At 38.1% G+C, this 22457-nt stretch carries 20 protein-coding genes; 3 read left to right on the forward strand and 17 right to left on the reverse strand.

Annotated features, from left to right (window positions below; all coding sequences use genetic code 11):
• Positions 1–102 precede the first annotated feature (102 nt).
• The 6 genes from dacB to BMZ31_RS11315 form a co-directional block, all read right to left on the reverse strand.
• Complete coding sequence (gene dacB, locus BMZ31_RS11290) at positions 103–1590, reverse strand: D-alanyl-D-alanine carboxypeptidase/D-alanyl-D-alanine endopeptidase (protein ID WP_090831840.1); 1488 nt, start codon at positions 1588–1590, stop codon at positions 103–105.
• Positions 1591–1996: 406 nt separating this feature from the next.
• Entirely contained in the window at positions 1997–4570 is a 2574-nt protein-coding gene (locus BMZ31_RS11295) for a DEAD/DEAH box helicase (RefSeq protein WP_090831841.1), read from the reverse strand.
• A gap of 159 nt (positions 4571–4729) precedes the next feature.
• Positions 4730–5482, reverse strand: coding sequence for an exodeoxyribonuclease III (locus BMZ31_RS11300; protein WP_090831842.1), 753 nt, complete (start codon positions 5480–5482; stop codon positions 4730–4732).
• 215 nt (positions 5483–5697) lie between these two features.
• Positions 5698–6168 (reverse strand): GNAT family N-acetyltransferase, encoded by a 471-nt coding sequence (locus BMZ31_RS11305; RefSeq protein ID WP_090831843.1) that lies wholly within the window; start codon positions 6166–6168, stop codon positions 5698–5700.
• Between the two features lie 323 nt (positions 6169–6491).
• Positions 6492–6926 carry an NUDIX hydrolase gene (locus BMZ31_RS11310; RefSeq protein WP_254778750.1) on the reverse strand — a complete coding sequence of 145 codons (435 nt, stop codon included), beginning with the start codon at positions 6924–6926 and terminating at the stop codon, positions 6492–6494.
• A 192-nt stretch (positions 6927–7118) separates the two neighbouring features.
• Positions 7119–7967: an alpha/beta fold hydrolase gene (locus tag BMZ31_RS11315; protein WP_090831845.1), complete on the reverse strand. Its 849-nt coding sequence runs from the start codon at positions 7965–7967 to the stop codon at positions 7119–7121.
• Positions 7968–8123: 156 nt separating this feature from the next.
• Here BMZ31_RS11315 and BMZ31_RS11320 point away from each other — a divergent pair, with 156 nt between their 5' ends.
• A complete protein-coding gene (locus BMZ31_RS11320) occupies positions 8124–8720 on the forward strand; it encodes a TetR/AcrR family transcriptional regulator (RefSeq protein WP_090831846.1) in 597 nt (198 codons plus the stop codon).
• 133 nt (positions 8721–8853) lie between these two features.
• Here BMZ31_RS11320 and BMZ31_RS11325 read toward each other — a convergent pair whose 3' ends face one another.
• The 3 genes from BMZ31_RS11325 to BMZ31_RS11330 form a co-directional block, all read right to left on the reverse strand.
• Positions 8854–10446, reverse strand: a complete 1593-nt coding sequence (locus BMZ31_RS11325; protein ID WP_254778752.1) for an ABC1 kinase family protein — start codon at positions 10444–10446, stop codon at positions 8854–8856.
• A 262-nt stretch (positions 10447–10708) separates the two neighbouring features.
• On the reverse strand, positions 10709–10885 hold the full coding sequence (locus tag BMZ31_RS20345; RefSeq protein WP_175478082.1) for a hypothetical protein: 177 nt from the start codon (positions 10883–10885) through the stop codon (positions 10709–10711).
• Between the two features lie 74 nt (positions 10886–10959).
• Positions 10960–11802 carry a pentapeptide repeat-containing protein gene (locus tag BMZ31_RS11330; RefSeq protein ID WP_254778754.1) on the reverse strand — a complete coding sequence of 281 codons (843 nt, stop codon included), beginning with the start codon at positions 11800–11802 and terminating at the stop codon, positions 10960–10962.
• Between the two features lie 317 nt (positions 11803–12119).
• Here BMZ31_RS11330 and BMZ31_RS11335 point away from each other — a divergent pair, with 317 nt between their 5' ends.
• Complete coding sequence (locus BMZ31_RS11335; protein WP_090831848.1) at positions 12120–13310, forward strand: MFS transporter; 1191 nt, start codon at positions 12120–12122, stop codon at positions 13308–13310.
• Positions 13311–13685: 375 nt separating this feature from the next.
• On the opposite strand, the gene BMZ31_RS20540 is transcribed toward BMZ31_RS11335, so the two are convergent.
• Entirely contained in the window at positions 13686–13901 is a 216-nt protein-coding gene (locus tag BMZ31_RS20540; RefSeq protein ID WP_139206607.1) for a hypothetical protein, read from the reverse strand.
• Between the two features lie 694 nt (positions 13902–14595).
• Positions 14596–14991: a VOC family protein gene (locus BMZ31_RS11345; protein WP_090831850.1), complete on the reverse strand. Its 396-nt coding sequence runs from the start codon at positions 14989–14991 to the stop codon at positions 14596–14598.
• 329 nt (positions 14992–15320) lie between these two features.
• On the opposite strand from BMZ31_RS11345, the gene BMZ31_RS11350 reads away from it, so the two are divergent.
• Positions 15321–16142 carry a YitT family protein gene (locus BMZ31_RS11350; protein WP_175478083.1) on the forward strand — a complete coding sequence of 274 codons (822 nt, stop codon included), beginning with the start codon at positions 15321–15323 and terminating at the stop codon, positions 16140–16142.
• Between the two features lie 42 nt (positions 16143–16184).
• On the opposite strand, the gene ppdK is transcribed toward BMZ31_RS11350, so the two are convergent.
• From ppdK to BMZ31_RS11380, 6 genes are all read right to left on the reverse strand, one after another.
• Positions 16185–18857, reverse strand: a complete 2673-nt coding sequence (gene ppdK, locus BMZ31_RS11355; RefSeq protein WP_090831852.1) for a pyruvate, phosphate dikinase — start codon at positions 18855–18857, stop codon at positions 16185–16187.
• A 13-nt stretch (positions 18858–18870) separates the two neighbouring features.
• Positions 18871–19686: a pyruvate, water dikinase regulatory protein gene (locus tag BMZ31_RS11360; RefSeq protein WP_254778756.1), complete on the reverse strand. Its 816-nt coding sequence runs from the start codon at positions 19684–19686 to the stop codon at positions 18871–18873.
• A gap of 14 nt (positions 19687–19700) precedes the next feature.
• Positions 19701–20339: a transcriptional regulator CcpN gene (locus BMZ31_RS11365; protein ID WP_254778758.1), complete on the reverse strand. Its 639-nt coding sequence runs from the start codon at positions 20337–20339 to the stop codon at positions 19701–19703.
• Between the two features lie 194 nt (positions 20340–20533).
• Positions 20534–20725: a hypothetical protein gene (locus BMZ31_RS11370; RefSeq protein WP_090831853.1), complete on the reverse strand. Its 192-nt coding sequence runs from the start codon at positions 20723–20725 to the stop codon at positions 20534–20536.
• A 30-nt stretch (positions 20726–20755) separates the two neighbouring features.
• Complete coding sequence (locus BMZ31_RS11375) at positions 20756–21361, reverse strand: alpha/beta hydrolase (protein WP_090831854.1); 606 nt, start codon at positions 21359–21361, stop codon at positions 20756–20758.
• Positions 21362–21372: 11 nt separating this feature from the next.
• Entirely contained in the window at positions 21373–22332 is a 960-nt protein-coding gene (locus BMZ31_RS11380) for a ring-cleaving dioxygenase (protein ID WP_090831855.1), read from the reverse strand.
• Positions 22333–22457: the final 125 nt, after the last annotated feature.

The following is a 22457-nucleotide window of genomic DNA, read 5'->3' on the forward strand; positions in this document are numbered from 1 at the left end:
TCATAGGGGAATGAACCGACCACCCTTGAGAAACCCTATTCTATTACCTCTCTATTATACCACAATTAACCACACAGAACAAATGTTCGTAACGTGAATTTGTTATTTATGTTCTACTAAAATCTTCATGAGATTATCTTCAATGGCTTTCCCTTTATCATCATCGGTTAAATTATTGAGTAAAATTGAGAAAACCACCCCATCTCCACTCTGTGTTTTCACATATCCAGCTAACGTACTGACCGTTGAGATAGATCCCGTCTTAGCCCTTACATTTCCCCTTAGCGGAGCCTCTTTCATACGTTTTCTTAGTGTTCCACCCGTCATTTTCTCTTCCATTCCCGCCACAGGTAATGAGTTTAAATAAGTGGGAAACCAATCTTTATTTTGAACATCATAAAGAAGTTGGGAAATTTCTTGAGCAGGCACTAGATTTACATGAGAAATGCCGGAGCCATCCCTCATAACAAGGTTCTCCGTATTCACTCCTAACTTTTTCAACTCCGATTCCATGACTTCTAAACCTTTTTCCCAACTACCTTCTCCCTTCACCACTCTGCCCATCTCCTTCACTAAGATTTCCGCATGGGCATTATTGCTGAGTTTCATGAAAGGTACTAGCAATTCTGAGAGTGGCATTGAAGAGTGGGTTAAAGTAAGTGTAGCTTGATCAGGTACCGCTCCTTTTTGAAATTGACCGTTCACATTTATTTTTTCTTCTGAAAGTGCTTGTCTGAATAAAGCTAAAGCATAACCGGTGGGTTCCCAAACGGAAATCCATTCCCTTGCAAGTTTTGCTTTGTATGGAATCATTCCTTCGATGATGATTTTATTGCTTCCATGCTCACGTTTAAATTTCACTTCTTTTTTCCCATCTGGAGTGACGGTCGTTACACGGTTGATGATTTGCACATAATCCGTATCAGGGGTAATTTTGACGTTCCCAGGTTTACCGATTCCATTGCCAGAGGTTACCTCTACGACAACCGAGCCTACATCATAATCCTCATTTGGCGATGCACTCAATGCTGAAATCTGTGCTCCGTAGTAGGTGAATTCATCACTCCAAGGAAGATCAAGTGGCAGGCGAACATCATCATACCAACTGTCGTCTGCGAAAACATTACCTGTAATTTGGGTGATTCCCTTTTCTTTTAACTCTTTGGTCAATTTGGCAAAATCGGATTTTAGAAGTGTAGGATCACCTTTACCTTTCAAATACAAGTCACCCTCTAAGACACTTCCAGTTACTTTCCCAGTTGTATAAACCTCCGTAGAGAATCGATACTTTGGGCCAAGGACGGATAATGCTGCTGCGGCCGTCAATAACTTCATGTTTGAAGCAGGTCGTAGTCGTGTATTTGCCAAGTGTTCATAAATAACCTTACCTGATGAAGCATCTCGAACACTAATTCCTGCAATCGCACCATCCAATCCTTTTTCGTTTTCTAAATACTGATCTAGCTGCCATTTCAAATTTCCATCAGTGATTGCTGCCTGAACTTGTGGTTCTTTAATTTGGTGTACAGGCGTTGCAGACAAATTCGAGACGAGGAAGATTACTGCAATGAGCAGCACTTTTTTAGACAATACTTCTCCCAACCCTTCATTTTCTTTCTCTTATATATCTTATTGTCATTCTCGCCAGAAAAATGCTTGGGGATTCGTGTTTTTTCTCTTTTAAATCATGACTTCTATAGGCTTTGGCAAGTCTGATTTGAATTTTCAACTACAAGAGCATGCGAAGGGCATAAATCTAAGGATTTATTTACATTTAATTCCATTAATAATAAAAATAACTAATTTTAAATGGATATATCTGGATGAAATATTTCTATCTTGCAAAAAGTATCCTCTTTCTTGCAAAACTAGATAGGATTCTTGCAAAAATCCAATGGATTCCTGCAAAATCAAGAAAGAATCTTGCAAAACCTAATTATCCCCTACTCACTGTCGGAAAACGAAGAAACCCTCCGAGTTTGGAGGGTTCATGATGCTATCGATGATAATAGTTTCTGCGAGCTCTGTTTGCATGACATGCGTCGCAAATCGCAAAGCTCGATTCCCATGATAATTTCTTACCGCAGTTTCGGCACGTTTTCTTCAGATTCTTTACCTCTGTATTCAAGTGTTCATGAACACCATCGCTGATTTCGAGTCTTACTCTTTCCCAATAGATTGCTTCTGTTTGTTTTTCCAAGCGATAAAGGAATAGTAAATGCAGCCCGATTGCCTTATAGGTAAGTTCCATTTCTTCGAGGTCTTTGCCTTTGATAATGGGCTCTGGCCATTCTGTTCCATTTACAATCGCCGTAACGGTTTCTAACCATTGCTGTTGTAACGCTGATTCTTTTTGTGAGAAGGGCAAGTGTAAAAATCCGTAAAGATCCATCATGGATAAACGAGCTTCTATTTCTGTGCCTCTAACCAGTTCATAAAGCTCGCGTTCTTCTGAGAGACTCGCCTTTTTCGTACCTTTTGGGCTCTCAAATTGGTCCCAAAGCTCGAAGAATTCTTCCAAAGTACGGAAATATTTCTGGAATCGTTCAAAAACCCCGCTCGTCGGAGCAATCGCAAACGTTGTGACGAGTACATCTTCCTGATCTAATAACTGCCTCATTAATCGAATATCACTTGTAAATGCTACCTTACCGACATCATAAATCCCTTTACGTCCTGCTCTACCGGCAATTTGCTTTACTTCTTGTGAGGTCAAGCGACGTCTTCTTGTTCCATCGAATTTTTCATTCTCAAGAAACACGATGCGGCGAATCGGTAAATTCAAGCCCATTCCGATTGCGTCTGTTGCCACAATCACTTTCGTTTCACCTTTAATAAATTGCTGCATTTGCTTTTTCCTTGTTTCAGGAGGCATGCTGCCGTAAATCATGCTCACAGTATGACCACTATTTTGTAAACGTGCAGCCGTTTCAAGTACTTGCCTTCTTGAAAAGCAAACGAGCGCATCGCCTTTTTTCGCATTATTCAATGTGAAATCTTCTTTTTCAACCTGCAAAGGCACTTCACGTTTGTACTCATTGATTTCAACCTGAGACTCACTCAATAGCTGAAGCATCATCTCTTTTATATTCTTACTGCCGATAATATGAACTTCTCTTGCATTGGCTTTTGTAATAGCTTTATACCAAGAAAAACCTCTGTCCTTATCCGCAATCATCTGTGCTTCGTCGATGACGACAACTTCATAGTATTCTTTCTCATGAAACATCTCGACCGTACAAGAAAGATGACGTGAACCAAGTACTTCTTTTTCTTCTTCACCCGTTTTCAAAGAACATGGAACACCATCAGCATTCAACTTATCGAAAACTTCAAGCGCCAAAAGGCGAAGCGGAGCTAGATAAATCCCACTGCCAGCCTCTTTCATGCGCTCAAGGGCATGGTGGGTCTTTCCTGTATTTGTCTCTCCAATATGCAAGAAATATTGAATGTTCCTGCCAAAAGCCGGACGGTATTCTTGACCAAAAATATCATCAAGCATTCGTGCTTCTTCCGCTTTTCTTCTTTCAAGCTCTGCCTGTCTTAAAGCTTCACGCTCTTCTCGACTTTGAAGATCTTCCTCCAAGATTTGTTGATGAGTTTCCACATCAAAAGGTACCTCTGCTAGACGAAGCATATCATCCAGATACTCCTGACCTAACAAATCCATGCAGAAGAAAGCATAATCCGCAATCGCGTCCGCTATCATTCGCTTAACTTCAGACTTATGAAGAGGTTCATTATGTATTTCTAAATAATCATCCAAGATGTCGGAAGGTATTGTTTCTAGCAGCTTCTCTGGTATTAATTCAAAGAGGTAGCTTGAGACATTCTTTTCATATTGTTCTTCGTATGTCTCATATTCAAAATAACTTTTACGCCAATTCAGTGTTTTGTGTATCCCACCCGTATATTCTTGGAAAAATTCACCTACAGTATCATATTCCTCTGAATTAAACGCTCCAAGCTCCTCGAGTTTTTCTTCGAGTGCTAACTTATCGATAGTGCCATCATATTTTACGTTATTTTCTAGATCGCTCTTCAACTGTTTTGCCGCATAGTAACGCACGTATAAATAATAGTCTAGGCGATCCTGACTCACCATTGCATTCGCAGCTTTTTCAATCGTTTGTCGGATATTCCCTTTTTTCACAAGGATTTTTTCGTTCTCTTTTCTCTTAAAATAAGCCGCTCTTGCTTGCTCATATTTTTCCTGCCACAGACCTTCATTTTCCGAGAACTTAACGTAAATCCATGAATTTACGTTAAACATTTGAAACATTCGCATCTCATCACGAAATAATTTATTGATAATCTTACGATCGACTCCTGCCGTCGCATATCCTTTCATATTGAGATACTCTTTTTTCTCTTGCTTTGACACATCATTTGTCACTTTATTCAGCCAAACGTTCATCCAAAGCTGTTCCATATATTCAGAGCGATCCCTTAAGTATTGTTCAAACGCAGGGATCGTCTCCTCCGTTTCCATATAACGATTAATATCTTCAAACATTTTTGTTTTTGTCTGACTTACAGCCGCACCATAACTAGCCAATATTTGTTCCATCACACGGCTCCTTCCTACACACTATGTTAGTTAGTTTACATCAAAAAGGACGAAATTAAAGAAACTTCACCTAAATATGTATGATTTTTATTCCACACAAAAATAAGCCTCCCATAACGTTCATTCATTTAGCCTTGGGAAAGCTTATTTTAATGAATATTAACGTAATTCCAACATCACGGGACAATGGTCGCTTCCCATTACTTCACTATGGATTTGAGCGTCCTTCAGTGAATCGCGCAGCCTTTCAGAAACGATGAAATAGTCGATACGCCATCCAATATTTCGTTCTCGAATCTTGGCCATATAGGACCACCATGTGTAGGCATCCGTTTTTTCTGGATAAAAAGCTCTAAACGTATCAATGAAACCACTTTCTAGCAGATTGGTCATCTTTCCGCGTTCTTCTTCGGTGAAACCTGAATTTTTTCGGTTGCTCTTAGGATTCTTCAAATCGATTTCCTGATGGGCAACATTCAAGTCTCCGCATAAGATAACAGGCTTCTTTTCATCGAGTTTCATTAAGTACTCGCGAATTCGCTCTTCCCATTCTAGTCTGTAATCGAGTCGTGCTAGATCTCTTTGGGAATTTGGCGTATAAACATTTACAAGGAAAAACGATTCATACTCGAGCGTAATAATTCTTCCTTCCGCTTCCGATTCATCTTCGCCAACTCCATAACTCACGGACAATGGCTTTACTCTTGTAAAAATCGCTGTACCCGAATAACCCTTTTTAACCGCGCAATTCCAGTACTGTTCATAGCCTTCAAACTCCAGCTGAATCTGATCCTCCTGGCACTTGGTTTCCTGAATACAAAATATATCGGCGTCCACTTCGTTAAAATAATTGACAAAGCCTTTATTCACGCAGGCTCTAATCCCATTCACATTCCAAGATACTAATTTCATGTCAAACTCCTTCAAGCATAGTCGTCCCTACATTTTACCCTAATTTTTAATGCAGTAGGGAAATTTTGCTTAGAATGTGATTTTTCACGAAGCTTTGGTTTTATAAAAAATTCCAATTCCCTTACAATAAAAATAGATAAATAAAGCCTGTATCTGAGATTTAGTTACTATCTAAGATACAGGCTAAAATGATTCGCGAACTTGTTAAAGCCCGCTTATTTTAACTCTTTTACCATTTTCACTATTTCAGCTTCAAAATCTAATTTTGAATATAAGTGAACGGCTCTTTCATTCTTTTTAAATACATTTAACGTTAGTTGCTTATATCCCTTCTTCCTAGACCATTCTTCTGCTTTTTCCATAAGTTTTCTTGCAATCCCTTTTCCCTCTCCATCTTTTGAAACTGCAATGGAAGAAACATAACCTTGGCTTTCACCCGTAAAGTAATCAGTATTTTTGGTCATATGTAAGAATCCCAATAAGTTATTCATTTCATCCTCAATAACAAATATATCTGAATCAGGATCTTCATTATTAATTGACTCTTTTGCTATCTTAAGCTGGGCTTCTTTCATTTTGTGAGGATTTCTCCACTCCATTAAATCAAATTCTGTAAATCGGGAAGATAATTCTAGAATGAAATGTTTGTCCCCCTCTTTCATTTTTCGAATGTTTAATTTATCCATCTATTATTCTCCTTAAATATTTTGGGCTTCATTGTATTTCTCCTATCTCTTTAGAACCTTAAAAACCTTAACGCAAATGTATCCAAAAATAACAACGAAGGCCATGATAAATATCGGTACTAGTACGTTTAACATCATACATTGTCCCCCAATCGTATTTACAGTCACGTCTAATCAAAGTCAAATTCAGTATGAATGTAGTAATCTCCATAAATCGAGCGAAATGTTATTGAAAAAACCAGCTACAATAAAAGAAGTAATTACAAATTAATGTGGAAACATCCTATGTCACCTCTTTAACGATGATGGATGAATTTAACCCCTTACTTTTTCTTCAAAAGTCTAACCATAAAGGGAACCTTCAAAGACCTTTGAACATTGGTTTTACTATTTAGAAAGTCTTGTATTTGATGTTTCCTATTTGGTATCAAGAACAGAGGGACTTTTCTAGGATGAAACCACTCAACCTTAGCTGTCTCTCCACCATTCTGAATGGCTTTACCACCAACAATTCTAGCTTTGAAAATATGCTGAATATCGTCGTAGTACGGAAAGTGATATTCCCCGATTTTTTGTTCAATGATTACCTTATACCCAGTCTCTTCGTATGTCTCTCTAATTGCACAATCTTCAAGTTTTTCGTTGTCTTCTAGTCTGCCACCTGGGAAATCCCAAAGCGGGTAATCCTTTCTCTTTACAAGTAGAATTTGATCCTGACCATTTACAACGATTGTAAAGCAGCCTTGTGAACTCATCATTTCTCCTAGTCATTTAGACATTCACTATATATTCATTCTATATCCCCTATAAAAATCCTTTTTTATCCATCTAAGTGAACGTTTCATACAAAAATAAGAGCTGCCAATTGACAGCTCCGATTTACTCTTTTTCATTACGAAGAATTGGAGGATTTTTTTGTGTGCGATGAACTACAACTCTTATTTAAGACACTAATTCAATTCTTTAGTTTCCGTGCTCTGTTTTAGATGTTGTATAAGAAGTGAATTAAATTCTATTGGTGCTTCCAAAGGAGTGAAATGACCGACTTCTGGGATCATGTGACATGAGGCATGATACAATTCTTCATTTTTCAACTTTTGTCCAAGTTCAGGATGAATGTACGAATCATTCTCCCCGAAAATGATTGTGACCGGCATCGTAAGATATTCAGCCAAGCGTCCTCGATAGATTTCGAGCTTATTCATATCTCCTGAGCGGTATAACTCTAAAGTGATTTTACTTTTATTTGCATCAGAAAATAACTCATAGAAATCTTCGACAATTGCTGATGAAACATTTGGGACGGATTTTTTCATAAAACCTTCAAAAACTGGTTTGTTAGTTAAATATGCGAGCCATTGCTCTCCTCCACCAGGAGTACGAATGATCAAGGCATCTTTATGCCATACAAAGTCAGGGCTAAAAGTAGCATCAGAAATAATTAAGCTTTGAACTTTTTCTGAATGAGAACAAGCCCATCTGGTTCCTATAAGCGCTCCCCAGTCATGTGTGACCAAATGAAACTGCTCAATAGAAAGCTCATTTACAAAATCGGTGAGAAAATCCATATACCTCTCCCAAGTTGACGGTTCATTGAATGGTTCGCTTTGCCCAAACCCAGGAAAATCCGGAGCAACAGCCCTGTAACCAGCGTTTTGAATAGCCAAGACGGTTTCTCCCCAAAGCAAAGCTGATTCAGGAAAACCATGTAATAAAATAACTGCTGTTGCATCAGAATTCCCGTAATCCAGATAATACGTGTCTTTTCCCCGTACTGTAATCCTCTTTTTTTCAATCATTTAAATCCCTCCCAAAGATTTAAATACCGACCGGTCTGTTTTAATTTAACATACCTTTAGCGCTTATCAAGAAAATTTTGGAAACATTTATTGTCTTTCAAATTATTGTATGTTATTTTGAGACCAAACGGTACTTTTTCAAGGGGGGATTCCATCATGCGAAAAGGTCAAATGACCAAAGAAAATATCATTAAAGAATCAGCAGTTTTATTTAATACGAAGGGATATTCGGGGACCTCTTTATCAGAAATTATTGATCGCTGTGGGATACAGAAAGGCGGAATCTATAATCATTTTGAAAATAAAGACCAGATTGCTTTTGCTGCCTTTGAATATTCCGTTTCACAAATCTTGAATCTCCTTTCGAATGCATTAGAAAATGCAGTCCACTCAAAAGAAAAACTGTTATCCATATGCATGGTTTACATAGACATCATCGAAAACAACAGGATTGAAGGTGGTTGTCCTATCCTAAATACAGCAATTGAGAGTGATGATGGGCACCCTCTGTTAAAAGAACGTGCTCAAGTTGCAATGAATTTTTTCATTAAAAAGTTATCCATGATTATTTTACAAGGTATTGATAATGGCGAATTTAGAAAGGATGTAAATTCTGAAGAAGTAAGTAGCTATATCATTGCTGTAGTTGAAGGAGGGTTGATGCTAAGTAAATTATTTGATGATAGCAAGTACATACGACAATGCACGAATAATGTCATACACTATATAGATGATAGGCTGCTAAACAAATAGATTCTGTCTCTTCTATCACAACTGCTAACTTTACCAAAGAATGATTGTTTCTAAAACAAAAGCCACATTTCCCATATATGAAATGCGGCTTTTCCCATTGTTTTTTGAGTTATGTGTATACTCTGCTAAATATTTATCTCCTTACTTCATGCATATACTTCATCCATTTTTTTAGTTTATGACTACATACTATATACCCAATAAGAGAAGTGGCCGTTAGTGCAGCAGATATCCCTAAGATAAGGGTTTGAGAGGCGTATATTCCACCTACGATTCCTGCAAATCCTAGTATTGTTAATTGAAAGAAGCGGTTTTTGTTATTTTCAAAAATCATAAATTGAAATTGTCTTCTTTGTTCTATTTCTTTTAAGTTCGTTAAGGTTTTTGGTGTATCTAAAAACTCTGTTATGGAATGAATGATTTTAAAAATTGGTTGTGATTGTAACCACGTCCAAATCAGTGACCATTTATTATTGCCCTGTTTGTTTAACCAATTCATAAATACAGGTTTCCCTAATTCCATTAACTCAGCCTCTGGAGCTAGATTACGTATTATTCCTTCAATTGTAATAAAGGATCGCCCCAAGAAGACGAATCTAGTGGGAACTTGTATTGGTAGTGCCTGAATTAAATCATTCATTTCTAGTTTTAATGCCATCAGATTTACTTCTTTTAGTTGTGAGAGTTGGAAAGAACCCATTTCAGCTAATAATCGCTCAAGCGTTTTTGAATCTGCTGCTGGAAGTAAAAATCCTAATTGATACAAGCAGTCTACAGTTTTGGCATAATTTTTAGAAAGAATGCTTTCAATTAAACTTTGAAAGTACGTGGCGTCCCTCTTCGTGATTTCTCCTACCATTCCAAAGTCAAGTAAGATTATTTTCCCTTCCTTGGATACAAGTACGTTTCCGGTATGTGGATCGGCATGGAACAATCCATGCTCAAGCCATTGAGGAAGGAACACAGTGATAAGTTTTTGAGCCAGTTCTTCTCCACTCACTCCTAATTTTTCCAACTCTTCCTTGTCACTTAGACGTATGCCCTCCACCCATTCCATGACGAGTACATTAGAGGTACTAAGATGCGCGTAAACGCAAGGAATTTGCACAATATCCAGTTCCTTAAAACGATTTTTGAAGTATAGTAAAGTTTCCAATTCGGTCGAATAGTCAAGCTCTCTTCCGATCACTTGTTTAAGTTCTTTGAAAAGGACTTTCAAATTAATAAAGCCCTTTGGAATGGGAACAAAGTGATCGGCAAACCAAATAATAATACTTAATATCCTGAAATCGGTTTGTACGATTGAATCAATATGAGGCCGCTTAACTTTTATAGCCACTAGAGTTCCATCTTGTAATACTCCTTTATAAACTTCTCCAATCGACGCGGAAGCAATGGCTGTTTTCTCAATGGATTTAAGGTGATCACTAATGGAATCCCCCCATTCCTTTTCTAAAATTTTCTGGATTTCATTCCAATTTGAAGGGGGAACATGATCTGTAAGATGTTCAATTTGACGAATGAAGGCTTGAGGTAACAAATCTCCACGAGTACTGAGGATTTGGCCAATCTTAATCAGTAAACCTTCCAATTCAAATAATGTATCTCTAAATCGCCTCCCTATTTCCTCCCAAAGTTTCTCCCACTCTACTTTGGGCTTCCTCCGAAGTTTGTGCCAATATATTTTTAAAAAGATAATAAAGGCCATAAAAAGCACCTTTGACATTCTATACAGCTTATTCCTTGATTTCATTGCTAGCCCTCTCTTCGCTTAATCTTCATTTTAGAAAAAATGTCCTTGTTTATCCTAATCTCATGTATATTCGAATTTGATTTAACTTAAAATATATAAAAAAATAGCCTGTTACCAAGGACATAATTATCCCTTGGTGACAAGCTCCTCCAAGTGTTTTAGATATATTCTTTTATTAAATTGATTTATTTTCTTATGACAATTATATATACGTACTAGTTATTGAAAGGTTTCATTATTGAAATCCACCTGTATCCTTATTATCGCCCATGAGATAATTTGAACTTTCTCGAGATTTGGTATTAGGGTCAATTGTTATGTGAGGGTTGTTGTTGTTTTTCTTACGGTTATTATCTATGAGTATAGCTAAGGCTAATATAATGAAAATAAGCGCAATAAATAACCATGCCATGAAAAACACTCCCTTCATTCATAATATATGATCATTTCCTCTGAAATTTCTTCTTGCCATTTCTGTTAAAAAACCTAATATAACCAATGTCTAGGAGTACTTAAGGAATATGGTAATTTTGTATGAATATCACCATTTGCCGAATTTAACTGTGCTTGCGTTAGAAAAATACTTCCCATTAGATTTGCCCCCCTTAGGTCCGCGTCTCGCAAGTCTGCACCAATAAAGTCAGATACACTCAAGTCTGCTTCCCCAAGGTCAGCAGCAATGAGTAAAGCTCCTCTCAAATTTGATCCTTTAAGATTAACACCTCTTAATTTTGCACCAATGAGATTGCTTCCCCTATTCATTTTTCTATGATTTTTGTCTTTCTTTACTTTTGCACGTACTAATTCACTTGTTTTTAGAAGCAGGTCATTAACCTTTGCTCTATGGACAAGCATATCAAGATCTAGGATTGATTCTGGATTTAGATAAGTTAATTGGTCTATTTCTTCCATAGCCTTTTGAAGATCAGCATGGATTGATCTAGTATCTTTTATGCTAAGCGCTTCGTTGAGGTAAAGCAGCATTTCGTGAAGTTGTTGCATGATAGGAAATACATCAAACATTTGCTTAGAGGACTCGGGATTTTCTCTCCAACCCTTCCCCTTATATGTCACTTGGGAAACCTTTTGTCCCGCACCAAAGCACTCATAAACCGTACAGCCTCGATAACCTTCACTTCTGAGATTTTTGTGGATACGACAACGATAATCTGTTTGCAAGTTTTCACAAGGAGTGCCTCCATCTTTATCCAATGCAAAATCAGTAGATTTAGCATAAGGCAATGCTACACAGCATAAACCGAAACAGTTTTCGCAGTCAGCACTTAATTTCTTTTTAATGTTATCGTTATTCATTAATTGATTTGGCAAGTCTTACACTTCCTTATGACGCTTAGATAAAAATAAGATTTAACTATTAGCCTATTTCAGAATAACGCTCATCTTAAAACTATGAGCAAGATTACTTAATTTTACCATAATTTAGTCCTGGATTTTAACTATGAAGTTACTGATAAATCTGGATAAGTGTCATTTTCCTTATTAGTAATAGTCGCATTTAACTGACTAAAAATTACACATTGGTTTTTCATCTCAAAGGGTTATCCTCTAAAATACTTTATGGTATGATAAGTGAATTGTTTTCTTTCATATAACACATTTTCATTCATCTAAGAAAAGAGGTAATTATGCAAGCAACAGAATTAACAAAGCGACATTGGCTTCTCATTTTCACATTAAGTTTATTAACGTTTGTTTTAGGGACAAGCGAATTTGTTATCGTAGGGATCTTAACAGATATTTCTTCGAGTCTTCATATGACAAATGCCAAAGCTGGTACACTCGTTTCCGCTTTTGCCATTACTTTTGCCATCGCTACACCCATTGTAATGTCAGCAACAAGTCATTTTCCGAAGCGAAAATGGATGTTATTCTTGATTGGTTCTTTTATTATATTTAATGCTTTGTGCGTGATTTCAACGAGTTATATCATGCTCCTTGGACTTCGGATGTTGACGGCCATTGTAACAGGCGTGTTGATTTCACTTGCCATGATTGTAGCAAGTGAGACGATGCCGATTGCAAAACGTGGACTTGCTATATCATTCGTTTTCGGTGGTTTTACACTCGCTAACGTGGTTGGAGTACCTATAGGCACTGTCATCGCAGAATGGTATAACTGGCATGGTACTTTCATATTGACGACTATTTTCGGTGGATTTGCATTTTTGGCATCTTTCTTTATTTTACCTGATCTGAAAAGCCAAAATCGCAGTTCGATGCGTGATCAGTTTGCTTTATTAACACACCCAAGAATTTTAATGGCTTTTTTCATTCCTGCTCTGGGATTTGGAGCCACATATACCGTTTTCACTTATCTTGTTCCGATTTTGAAAGGGATGGAAGCACCAAACAGTTCAATTAGTTTGATTCTATTTGCATACGGCTTTATTTCTATTTTCAGTAACATACTTGCAGGAAAAATTGCCAGCCACAATCCCATTGGGCGCCTAAGATTTGTTTTTTTTGTACAAGCAATTGTCTTGATGAGTCTTTATTGGACGACAAGCACTTTTACCCTAGGGTTATTTAATATTGGATTAATGTCCCTAATGGCCATCATGTTAACAACATCTACTCAGCTTTATCTAATAGATCTTGCCCGTATATATCAACCAAAAGCAACTGGACTTGCAGCTTCGTTGATGCCAGTTGCAAGTAATGTGGGGATTGCATTAGGCTCAGCATTAGGCGGACTTGTTTATCATCAAGGAAACTTAATGAATGTGACCTGGGTTGGAGGATTAGTTGCCATTTCAGCTAGTCTTCTAACTTTCTTTAGTCATCGATTAGATCAAAAACAATTGAAATCCTCCTAACGGTTTCATGCATTCTAATTGTGAGGAGCTTCTCTTTTTATGAGGGGTTCTTACAAACTCTAAATACAAAAATTGGCATTCAACAATATATCAGTCTGTTTTTTGTACCTAATTGACATTTTCTAAAAAGTATTCGCCTGTTTTTTGATGCTAATCGACGTTTTCAAAAATGTTAACGCAAAGTCAAAGCAAAGTTCAAACTTATTCCCGATTTCAACCAACAACACAAATAGCCATCTAATTCCCATGAGAATTAGATGGCTATTTGTATTACTTCCCTTTCTATACAGTAATCCAGAAGGGAACCCGATAGCCTACAATGGCAACTGTATTTAAATTATGTAGCTTAATTTAAATGGTATTCTATGAACATCGTTAATTCTTATTTGTCCATTTCTCCCATAGAACTTTCCAAACTGGATTCGTTTTGATCATTAATACCCAACTTAGAGGGAGAGTGGAGATTACAATTGGCGAAGGTGGGACATGAAACATAAGAGAAAGTGGAAACCAAATTGTTAATCCTAAGGTTCCAGCAATTAGAAACAAATGCACTTTAAACAAATACTCCATCCGCATTCTTTCCTCCATTATGTTTGTACATTGTTATTTATTATTCCTTTCTAAGAACGAAAAAACCTTCTAACTCATTATTTTTGAGCCGAAAGTTGCATTAAATCTAGCCTCATCTAGAGCAATAAGACGAGCCTATGAGAAGAAGATTTAAATTTCACGGTGTTAACCTCATCCACATCTATTTTATTCAGTGGATTGTTAACTAGGCTCTTTTCGAAAACTTTATTGTTATTGGAACAAGAAAAAGCCGGCTGTAGGGCTTTTTCTATACTGAAACCATTAGGAATTTAGCGTTTAGAATTTTGTATTGAGGAAAAGAACACGAAATAAGAATCTATACCTCTTGTTGGCTTTTGCGTAAAAGCAATAATCAAATCGTAAAAAGCCATTAATAATTTCAATTCTTAGGTTCAAATTTTTAAAAGGTGCTTCCACTTCTCATTATCAACCAAAATCGCTTTAAGTTATAGATAAAAAGTTCCAAAAAGGGTTGAATGATTTTGAAGCAGATTTTCCGTTTTATTTAGGAAATTAAGGGTAATATGAGAAATGAAGAATTATTTACATAATGGAGGAAAAGTTTTATGAAATTACTTTTAATTGTGGCCATAATCGCTATTGTCTATATAGCGTATAAAAAGTTCAAACGAAGTTAAGAAAAAGGGGCTCATTTGAGTCCCTTTTTCTATTGGTAAACTATTTCTCAATTCTATTTGGCATTCACATCGGGTTGATGAATTCCAAATATGTTGCCTTCGGTATCAATATAGTAACCTTGCCAAGCCATTCCCGGAAGGGCATACTTCGGCAAAGCAACCTTGCCACCATTCTCAAGAATCTTAGCTTCTGTTGAATCGTAATCTTCCACTCCCATTGTACAAGCAAACGCATTTACAGCTTGGTTCGAATCCGGCATCGCACCTTGACGTTGCATCAAAGCACCATTGATACCAGGTTCATTCTCATCACCAGTAACTGCTCCAAAGTAAGGCATGCCTGCAAAATCACTCCAATCTTGAAATGACCAGCCGAACACCTCTCCATAAAACTTTTTTGCACGATCCATATCACTTACATGAACTTCAAAATGAACTAATCTTCCCATGATAACCTCCTAGTGTAATAAAAAATTAAACATCTCTTTATTATTCAGTTTGCTTGCTTAAAATCCCTTTCAATATGAAATTGGTATGGAAATAAATTTAACTTCTATCAGCACGATAAATCAATAATTAAGTTTAATACAATCTTTTACCCTTATTATGTCCATCTCTAAAAAGATGTATAGCTTTTTACTGCAATGCAAGAATTTCAAAAAGCACATTCGCAAAAACAATTCGTCACAAATTGTCCACTGGAAAACGACCTTAAACACTACTAAACTTCTAACTGTAAAAGGAATATTCTTTTAAATTAAAGATGGGGTGCATCAAAGTGAAACAGACATTTAAACAAGTCATCGTCCTAACTGCCATCACACTACTTATGGCCTTTGCCTTAAACTCATTTCTCATCCCGCATCGTGTTCTTACTGGAGGAGTTGCAGGGATTGCCATCATTATTCAACAATATTTACACATCAATACTGGCTGGATTATTCTCGCTATCAATATCCCGCTATTTGTTCTAGGATTCTTCCACCTAGGTAAAAGATTTTTGATTCTGACCATCTATTCGGTCATTTTACTATCCGTATCCATGAAGATCATCCCTGTAAATGCTTTTAGCGAAGATATCCTGCTATCAAGTATTGTCGGTGGCGTCATGTTTGGTTTTGGCGTTGGTACTTTGATTAGATTTGGCGCTTCAGCAGGAGGTATTGATATAATCAGCCTGATATTGGCCCGAAAAAAAGACCTGCCTGTTGGAATGCTCATCACCTATATGAATGTTGCGATTGTGGGAGCATCCGCTTTAGTATTCGGTATCGATAAGACTCTTTACACGCTTTTCGCCATTTTTGCTTCTGGACGAACCGTTGATGCTGTCCATACCAATCATGTCAAATTAACGGTAACGATTGTGACTGAAAAGTGGAATGAGATAAACAATGCATTAATTAGATTGCATAAGCGTGGAATTACAATGACTGACGCAGAAGGAGTGTATACACATTCTCCAAAGAAGGTATTGACGACGGTTATTACAAAATATGAGCTCTCTGAAACGAAGGACGCGATCCGACAAATGGACCCAGGTGCATTTGTTCATGTGACGAAAGCAATTGAAGTCATGGGACGTTTTAGAAAAGTATAAAAAGAGCCGCTGATGAGCGGCTCTTTACTTCTTCAGGAATCGTTAGTTTGTTACTTTTTCACTTTCAACTTTACTTATTCCATGACGGATTGTCGCTTGAGCTGCAGCAAGTCTAGCCAATGGTACACGGTATGGCGAGCAACTTACATAGTCCAGCCCCATTTTGTAACAGAAATCTATGGATTGCTTCTCTCCACCGTGCTCACCGCAAATACCCGTCTTAAGTTCCGGCTTTGTTTGTCGTCCCAGCTTTACACCCATTTCCACAAGTTTTCCTACACCTTCTTGGTCCAGCACAGCGAATGGGTTTTCTGGCAATACTTTATTCTCAATGTAATTTTGCAAGAATTTCCCTTCTGCGTCATCACGGCTAAAACCGTATGTCGTTTGAGTCAGGTCATTCGTTCCAAATGAGAAGAAATCTGCTTCTTCAGCAATTTGATCAGCTGTTAATGCAGCACGTGGGATTTCAATCATCGTACCAACTGTGTAATCGAATTCTCTCCCTGTTTCAACTTTCACTTGTACACTTGCATCGATGACAAGCTGTCGCATCTGTTTTAGTTCGTTCACATGACCAACTAATGGGATCATGATTTCTGGTTGTACTTCAATTCCCTTTTCTGCAAGTTTAGCAGCCGCATAGAAAATCGCTTTTGCTTGCATGAAATAGATTTCTGGATGAATCATTCCCAGACGGCATCCACGGTGGCCAAGCATTGGATTGAACTCATCCAGTTGACGTACCTTTTTCAATAAAGCTTCTTTCGATTTCAACTCTTGCGATTGCGGTTGAAGAATTTGTAGTTTCGTCACTTCTACCAATAGTTCTTCTTTGTCTGGTAGGAACTCATGAAGTGGAGGGTCTAGTAAACGAATAGTGACCGGATGACCTTCCATCGCTTCAAAAATCCCTTCGAAATCACCTTGTTGCATAGGTAATAATTGATCAAGCGCAGCTTTTCTTTCCTCGAACGTTTCTGCCAAAATCATGCTTTGAACAATTGGAATTCGCTTTGCATCCATAAACATATGCTCTGTACGGCATAATCCAATTCCTCCTGCGCCGAATTCAACTGCTTTTTGAGCATCCTCAGGATTGTCTGCATTAGCACGCACACCGATTTTTCGCTCTTGATCTGCCCATGCAAGTAACATTTGGAACTCATCAGAAAGTTCAGGTTCGATCATTGGGATTTCTCCGAGCATGATTTCCCCTGTGCTACCGTCGATTGTAATGATCTCTCCATAATTCACAACCGTTTCACCAACACGGAACTGTTTAGCACGAAGGTCGATTTTCAACACTTCACATCCACAAATACATGCTTTACCCATACCGCGCGCTACTACTGCCGCATGGCTTGTCATTCCTCCGCGACTTGTAACAATTGCTTGAGCGGCAACGATTCCATGAATATCATCTGGTGTTGTTTCAGGACGAACAAGAATGACTTTTTTGCCATCGTTGCTTAATGCTTCTGCTTCATCTGCATCGAAGACTACTTGCCCTGTGGCAGCACCCGGTGAAGCTGGCAATCCTTTTGCCAGTTGTTTACGTTCAAATTTATCGTCGATTCTGCGGTGCAATAACTGATTTAACTGATCAGGATCGACGCGTAAAAGTGCGTTCTTTTTATCAATGATGCCTTCTTCAACCATTTCAACTGCAATTCGGATAGCTGCTTGGGCCGTTCTTTTTCCATTACGAGTTTGAAGAATGAATAGCTGCCCGCGTTCAACCGTGAACTCAATATCCTGCATGTCTAGGTAATGGCTTTCTAGGCGCTGACATGTTTCAACGAATTGTTGGAATACTTCAGGCATTTCATTTTGAAGCGTTTGAATTGGTTGTGGCGTACGGATACCAGCCACCACGTCTTCTCCCTGTGCATTAATCAAGTATTCTCCGTACAGCTTGTGCTCACCAGTAGACGGATTGCGCGTGAAAGCTACGCCAGTTCCCGAATCATTGCCCATGTTTCCGAAAACCATACTTTGAATATTGACAGCCGTTCCTAAGTGATCGGCTATTTTATTTAGACGACGGTAAACGATGGCGCGCTGATTATTCCAAGAATCGAATACAGCGTTCACGGACAAGAATAGTTGCTCCTTAGGATTCTGTGGGAACTCTTTACGTGTATGTTTTTTGACGATTTTCTTATACCCCGCCAACACTTCTTTCCAGTCTTCTGCTGTTAATTCCGGATCGTTAGAGTAACCCTTTTCCTCACGGTATTCTTCTAGGAATTGCTCAAAATAGTATACATCCACATCAAGAACGACATTACAGAACATCTGGATAAAACGTCGGTAAGAATCGTAAGCAAAACGTGCATTACCCGTTAAGCGAGCAAGGCCCTCAACCGTCTCATCATTCATTCCAAGATTAAGAACTGTATCCATCATGCCCGGCATCGAGAAAACAGATCCAGATCTTACGCTTACCAATAATGGATTTTCAGGATTACCAAGTTGTTTTCCTGTGTTTTCTTCTAAACTAGCTAATGCATTAAGAATTTGTCCCTCTACTTCTTCTGAAATCTTCTTACCTGCTCCATAATAAGCATTGCAAGCTTCCGTTGAAATCGTAAATCCAAACGGAACCGGCAATCCGATCCTCGTCATCTCGGCTAGGTTAGCACCTTTCCCTCCAAGAACTTCTTTCATATCGCTATTGCCTTCATTGAATAGGTAGACGAACTTTTTCATATGTAAACCCCTCTCACTTTTTTAATACATCTAGTATCAAACTTGCCGTTTCCTCTACTGCTTTATTGGAAACATTGATGACAGGACAACCAACACGCTTCATGATTTTTTCAGCGTAATCTAGTTCTTCTAGTATTCTCTCAAAACTTGCATAGTTTGCTTGCGACGTTAAGCCAAGCGCCTTAAGTCGTTCTTTACGTATATCATTAAGTTTGTCAGGTGAGATGATTAACCCCACACATTTCTTCCTCGGCACTTCGAACAGTTCGTCGGGTGGCGGCACTTCTGGAACTAAAGGAACATTGGCCACTTTAAAACGCTGATGAGCCAAATACATGGACAATGGTGTTTTCGAAGTTCTTGAAACACCGATTAGGACGATATCCGCTTTCATAATCCCACGAGTATCGCGTCCATCATCATACTTTACGGCAAATTCAATTGCTTCAACTTTGCGGAAGTATTCCTCATCGAGCTTTCTCATTAGCCCTGGTTGATGATTAGGATCTTTATTGAACTTTTTTGTAAACGCATCCATTAGAGGATTTAATAAATCGACAGCGACGATGTTTTCTTCTTTAGAGCGCTTATCTAAATATGCTTTCAAAGTAGGGATAACAATCGTATACGCAATGATGGAACGGCTTTGGTTAGCCATCATGATGACATCCTCTATGTCATCAAAATCCTCGACATATGAATTTCTTCTAATATCGACGTTGCCTCCATTGAACTGAGTGGCAACCGCTTTTACGACAAATTCAGCTGTTTCCCCAACTGAATCCGATACAACATAAACAATCTCTCTTTGATTAAAAATGTTACTCACTCTCCCTACTTCGGCTACTGCCCTAATACCTCAATATATGCTCGTGTAATCGTCGTTTTTGTAATTCGGCCAATCACTTCAAACGTATTCGGATCTTCATCAGTCGCGCGGACTACTGGTAAAGAGTCAATGCGATTTTGCATCAGCTTTTTTGCAGCATCAAGTAGATTTTCTTCAGGTGTGATTGTGACAATGTTGGGCATTCTGGTCATGATGACGCTTACCGGCAAATCATTAAGATCTTTATTTCCTAAGGCTGCCCTTAGCAGATCCTTTCGGGAAATCACTCCAGCAAGATGACCTGACTGATTAACTGCATAAAGTGTCCCAACGTCTTCAAGGAAAAGCTGAACGATAGCATCATAAACAGAATGAGATTTCTCAATAACAATGGGATGCGCTTTGAATTCATTCACCAATTGACTTCTGAATTTATCAATCTTAACTTTTGTATCACTTTCTTCATTCAAGAAGTATCCTACCCGAGGTCTTGCATCGAGATTACCCGCCATCGTCAATATAGATAAATCAGGTCGAAGTGTTGCTCTTGTTAATGACAGCTTCTCGGCTATCTCTTTACCTGTGATAGGTCCGCCCTCTTTGACGATTTGGATGATTTCTTCCTGCCTTTTGGTCAGTTTAATTGTCTCCACCACCTTTAATCAAACCTTACAAATATGTAGCACTTTTATGTTTATATCTTAATTGTGTTATACTTATTAATATATAGTATATACCATTTAACTTCAATATGAAACTATTAGTTTTCCCTAAATTTTGCTTTTCGCTTTATTTTTCCATAAAAAAAGCATACAGACTAAGTCTGTACGCCTTCTCGGTTCATCCATTACTTACAAGTTACTGACCAGTTGATACTAAGTATGCCCCTATCCACAATGGCTTCATGGCCTGTTTTGCTACATTCTGATGATGCCTGTTTAATGAGGAATTGACTTACACCTACATTTATAGCGAGCAGCATACAAACAAATGTAAGCATTCGTTTCAATTTGCTTTTTCCAAATAGAGTATTGATCATTTAACTCTGACTCCCTCAATCATTTCACGATTATTGAAAGTTTTGTTCAAACCATTCTCTTGCTTTCTCAACTTCTTCTCTCGTCAACTCGTGCCCACCTTCGCCCCAGTGCTCTGTAACGATTGAGGAAGCATTTCGCAGTGCTTCAACCAGTTCCTTCGTTTCATTCGCCGGAATGAGGGGATCACGTTTCCCTGCACCAATGAAAACAGGTGTGTTTTCGAGATTAGGCAGTTGGATTCCACGCATAGGCACCATAGCATGAAATAGTATGGCACCATTTAGAGCATCTTCAAAATGATACATCAGACTTGCAGCGATGTTGGCGCCATTAGAATAGCCTACAGCCACAACATTCTTTCTATCGAAATCGTATTGTTGTGACATGTCATCGATAAAATCGCTTAATTCTTCCGTTCGGAAAACGAGATCTTCCTCATCGAAAATTCCTTCTGCGAGTCTCCGGAAAAACCTTGGCATCCCATTTTCCAATACATTGCCCCTAACTCCAAGATAAGAAGCACCAGGAGCAATCATGTTTACCAAGGGAATAAGGTCTTTCTCATTCCCTCCTGTTCCATGGAGAAGCAATAAAATTGGTCCGTCTTTTTCTCCTTTATGAAAAACATGTTGCATGTAAATCCCTCCTATTCTTTCGTTTCTAATGGTTTAAGATTCGCTTCAATTTGAGCTCTTTGATTTTCGAAATATGGTGGCAATGCTAAGCGCTCACCTAAAGTTTCAAATGGTTCGTCTCCTTCAAAGCCAGGTCCATCTGTTGCCAATTCGAATAGAATGCCGTTGGGTTCTCTGAAATATAAAGATTTAAAGTAGTAACGTTCAACAAACCCTGAATTCGGGATTCCTTTCTCATTCAGAAGGTTCACCCACTTCATCAATTCTTCTTCATCTTCCACTCTAAATGCCACATGGTGCACACTGCCTCGGCCTGGTCTTTCTCTCGGTAAATCAGACTTTTCTTCTAAAAATACTTCCGCTCCGCTCCCGCCTTCACCTGTAGTAAAAATACGAACAGAATCTTCATTTTTCAATTCACTGAATCCTAATACAGATGTAAGGATCTTCGCAGTTACTTCACTTCGTGAGACAGTCAATCTAATTGGTCCGAGGCCAATGATTCCTTGTTCAACTGGGACAGGGCTCTTATCCCATGGATTCCCACCACTTACACCTGTATTGTTCTCGTCAGATACAAGCTTAAGCTGCTGTCCTTCAAAATCTCGGAAAGCTATGGTTGCACGACCATTTTCTTTTACAATGGCATCGTATTCTACGTTGAAATCTTGGAAACGTTGCTCCCAAAATTTTAATGCTTCATCATTTTTCACTCGTAAAGAAGTTGTACTAATGCTGTTTGTACCTCTGTATGTATTCCCTGCATGTGGAATTTCAAAAAATGTTAAATCTGTGCCTGGATTTCCTTTTTCATCAGCATAGAAAAGATGGTACATAGACGTATCATCCTGGTTAACTGTTTTTTTAACAAGGCGAAGTCCCAATACCTTGGTATAAAACTCATAATTCTTTTTTGCATTTGCTGTAATCGCCGAAACGTGATGAATTCCCTTAAGTGGTTTTACTTGCATGTTTTTCCCTCCATTTACACATTCTTGCAATGTCCTATTTTATTAGCTTATCATTATTCTATCAAATATCCCAAAACTAATGCTTACGTACGCCTGCTCACATGTAAGTTTGGGTATCTTAATGA

It is taken from the genome of Bacillus sp. cl95 (assembly GCF_900115925.1).
GTDB lineage: Bacteria > Bacillota > Bacilli > Bacillales > Cytobacillaceae > Neobacillus_A.

Coding starts and splice junctions, on each gene's coding strand:
- BMZ31_RS20540 (WP_139206607.1), bottom strand. CDS start 13,901: ATGGAGGAAAGAATGCGGATGGAGTATTTGTTTAAAGTGCATTTGTTT.
- BMZ31_RS11305 (WP_090831843.1), bottom strand. CDS start 6,168: ATGGATAAATTAAACATTCGAAAAATGAAAGAGGGGGACAAACATTTC.
- BMZ31_RS11380 (WP_090831855.1), bottom strand. CDS start 22,332: ATGCAAGTAAAACCACTTAAGGGAATTCATCACGTTTCGGCGATTACA.
- BMZ31_RS11345 (WP_090831850.1), bottom strand. CDS start 14,991: ATGGGAAGATTAGTTCATTTTGAAGTTCATGTAAGTGATATGGATCGT.
- BMZ31_RS11320 (WP_090831846.1), top strand. CDS start 8,124: ATGCGAAAAGGTCAAATGACCAAAGAAAATATCATTAAAGAATCAGCA.
- BMZ31_RS20345 (WP_175478082.1), bottom strand. CDS start 10,885: ATGGCATGGTTATTTATTGCGCTTATTTTCATTATATTAGCCTTAGCT.
- BMZ31_RS11325 (WP_254778752.1), bottom strand. CDS start 10,446: ATGTCAAAGGTGCTTTTTATGGCCTTTATTATCTTTTTAAAAATATAT.
- ppdK (WP_090831852.1), bottom strand. CDS start 18,857: ATGAAAAAGTTCGTCTACCTATTCAATGAAGGCAATAGCGATATGAAA.
- BMZ31_RS11335 (WP_090831848.1), top strand. CDS start 12,120: ATGCAAGCAACAGAATTAACAAAGCGACATTGGCTTCTCATTTTCACA.
- BMZ31_RS11310 (WP_254778750.1), bottom strand. CDS start 6,926: ATGATGAGTTCACAAGGCTGCTTTACAATCGTTGTAAATGGTCAGGAT.
- BMZ31_RS11300 (WP_090831842.1), bottom strand. CDS start 5,482: ATGAAATTAGTATCTTGGAATGTGAATGGGATTAGAGCCTGCGTGAAT.
- BMZ31_RS11315 (WP_090831845.1), bottom strand. CDS start 7,967: ATGATTGAAAAAAAGAGGATTACAGTACGGGGAAAAGACACGTATTAT.
- BMZ31_RS11375 (WP_090831854.1), bottom strand. CDS start 21,361: ATGCAACATGTTTTTCATAAAGGAGAAAAAGACGGACCAATTTTATTG.
- BMZ31_RS11295 (WP_090831841.1), bottom strand. CDS start 4,570: ATGGAACAAATATTGGCTAGTTATGGTGCGGCTGTAAGTCAGACAAAA.
- BMZ31_RS11370 (WP_090831853.1), bottom strand. CDS start 20,725: ATGATCAATACTCTATTTGGAAAAAGCAAATTGAAACGAATGCTTACA.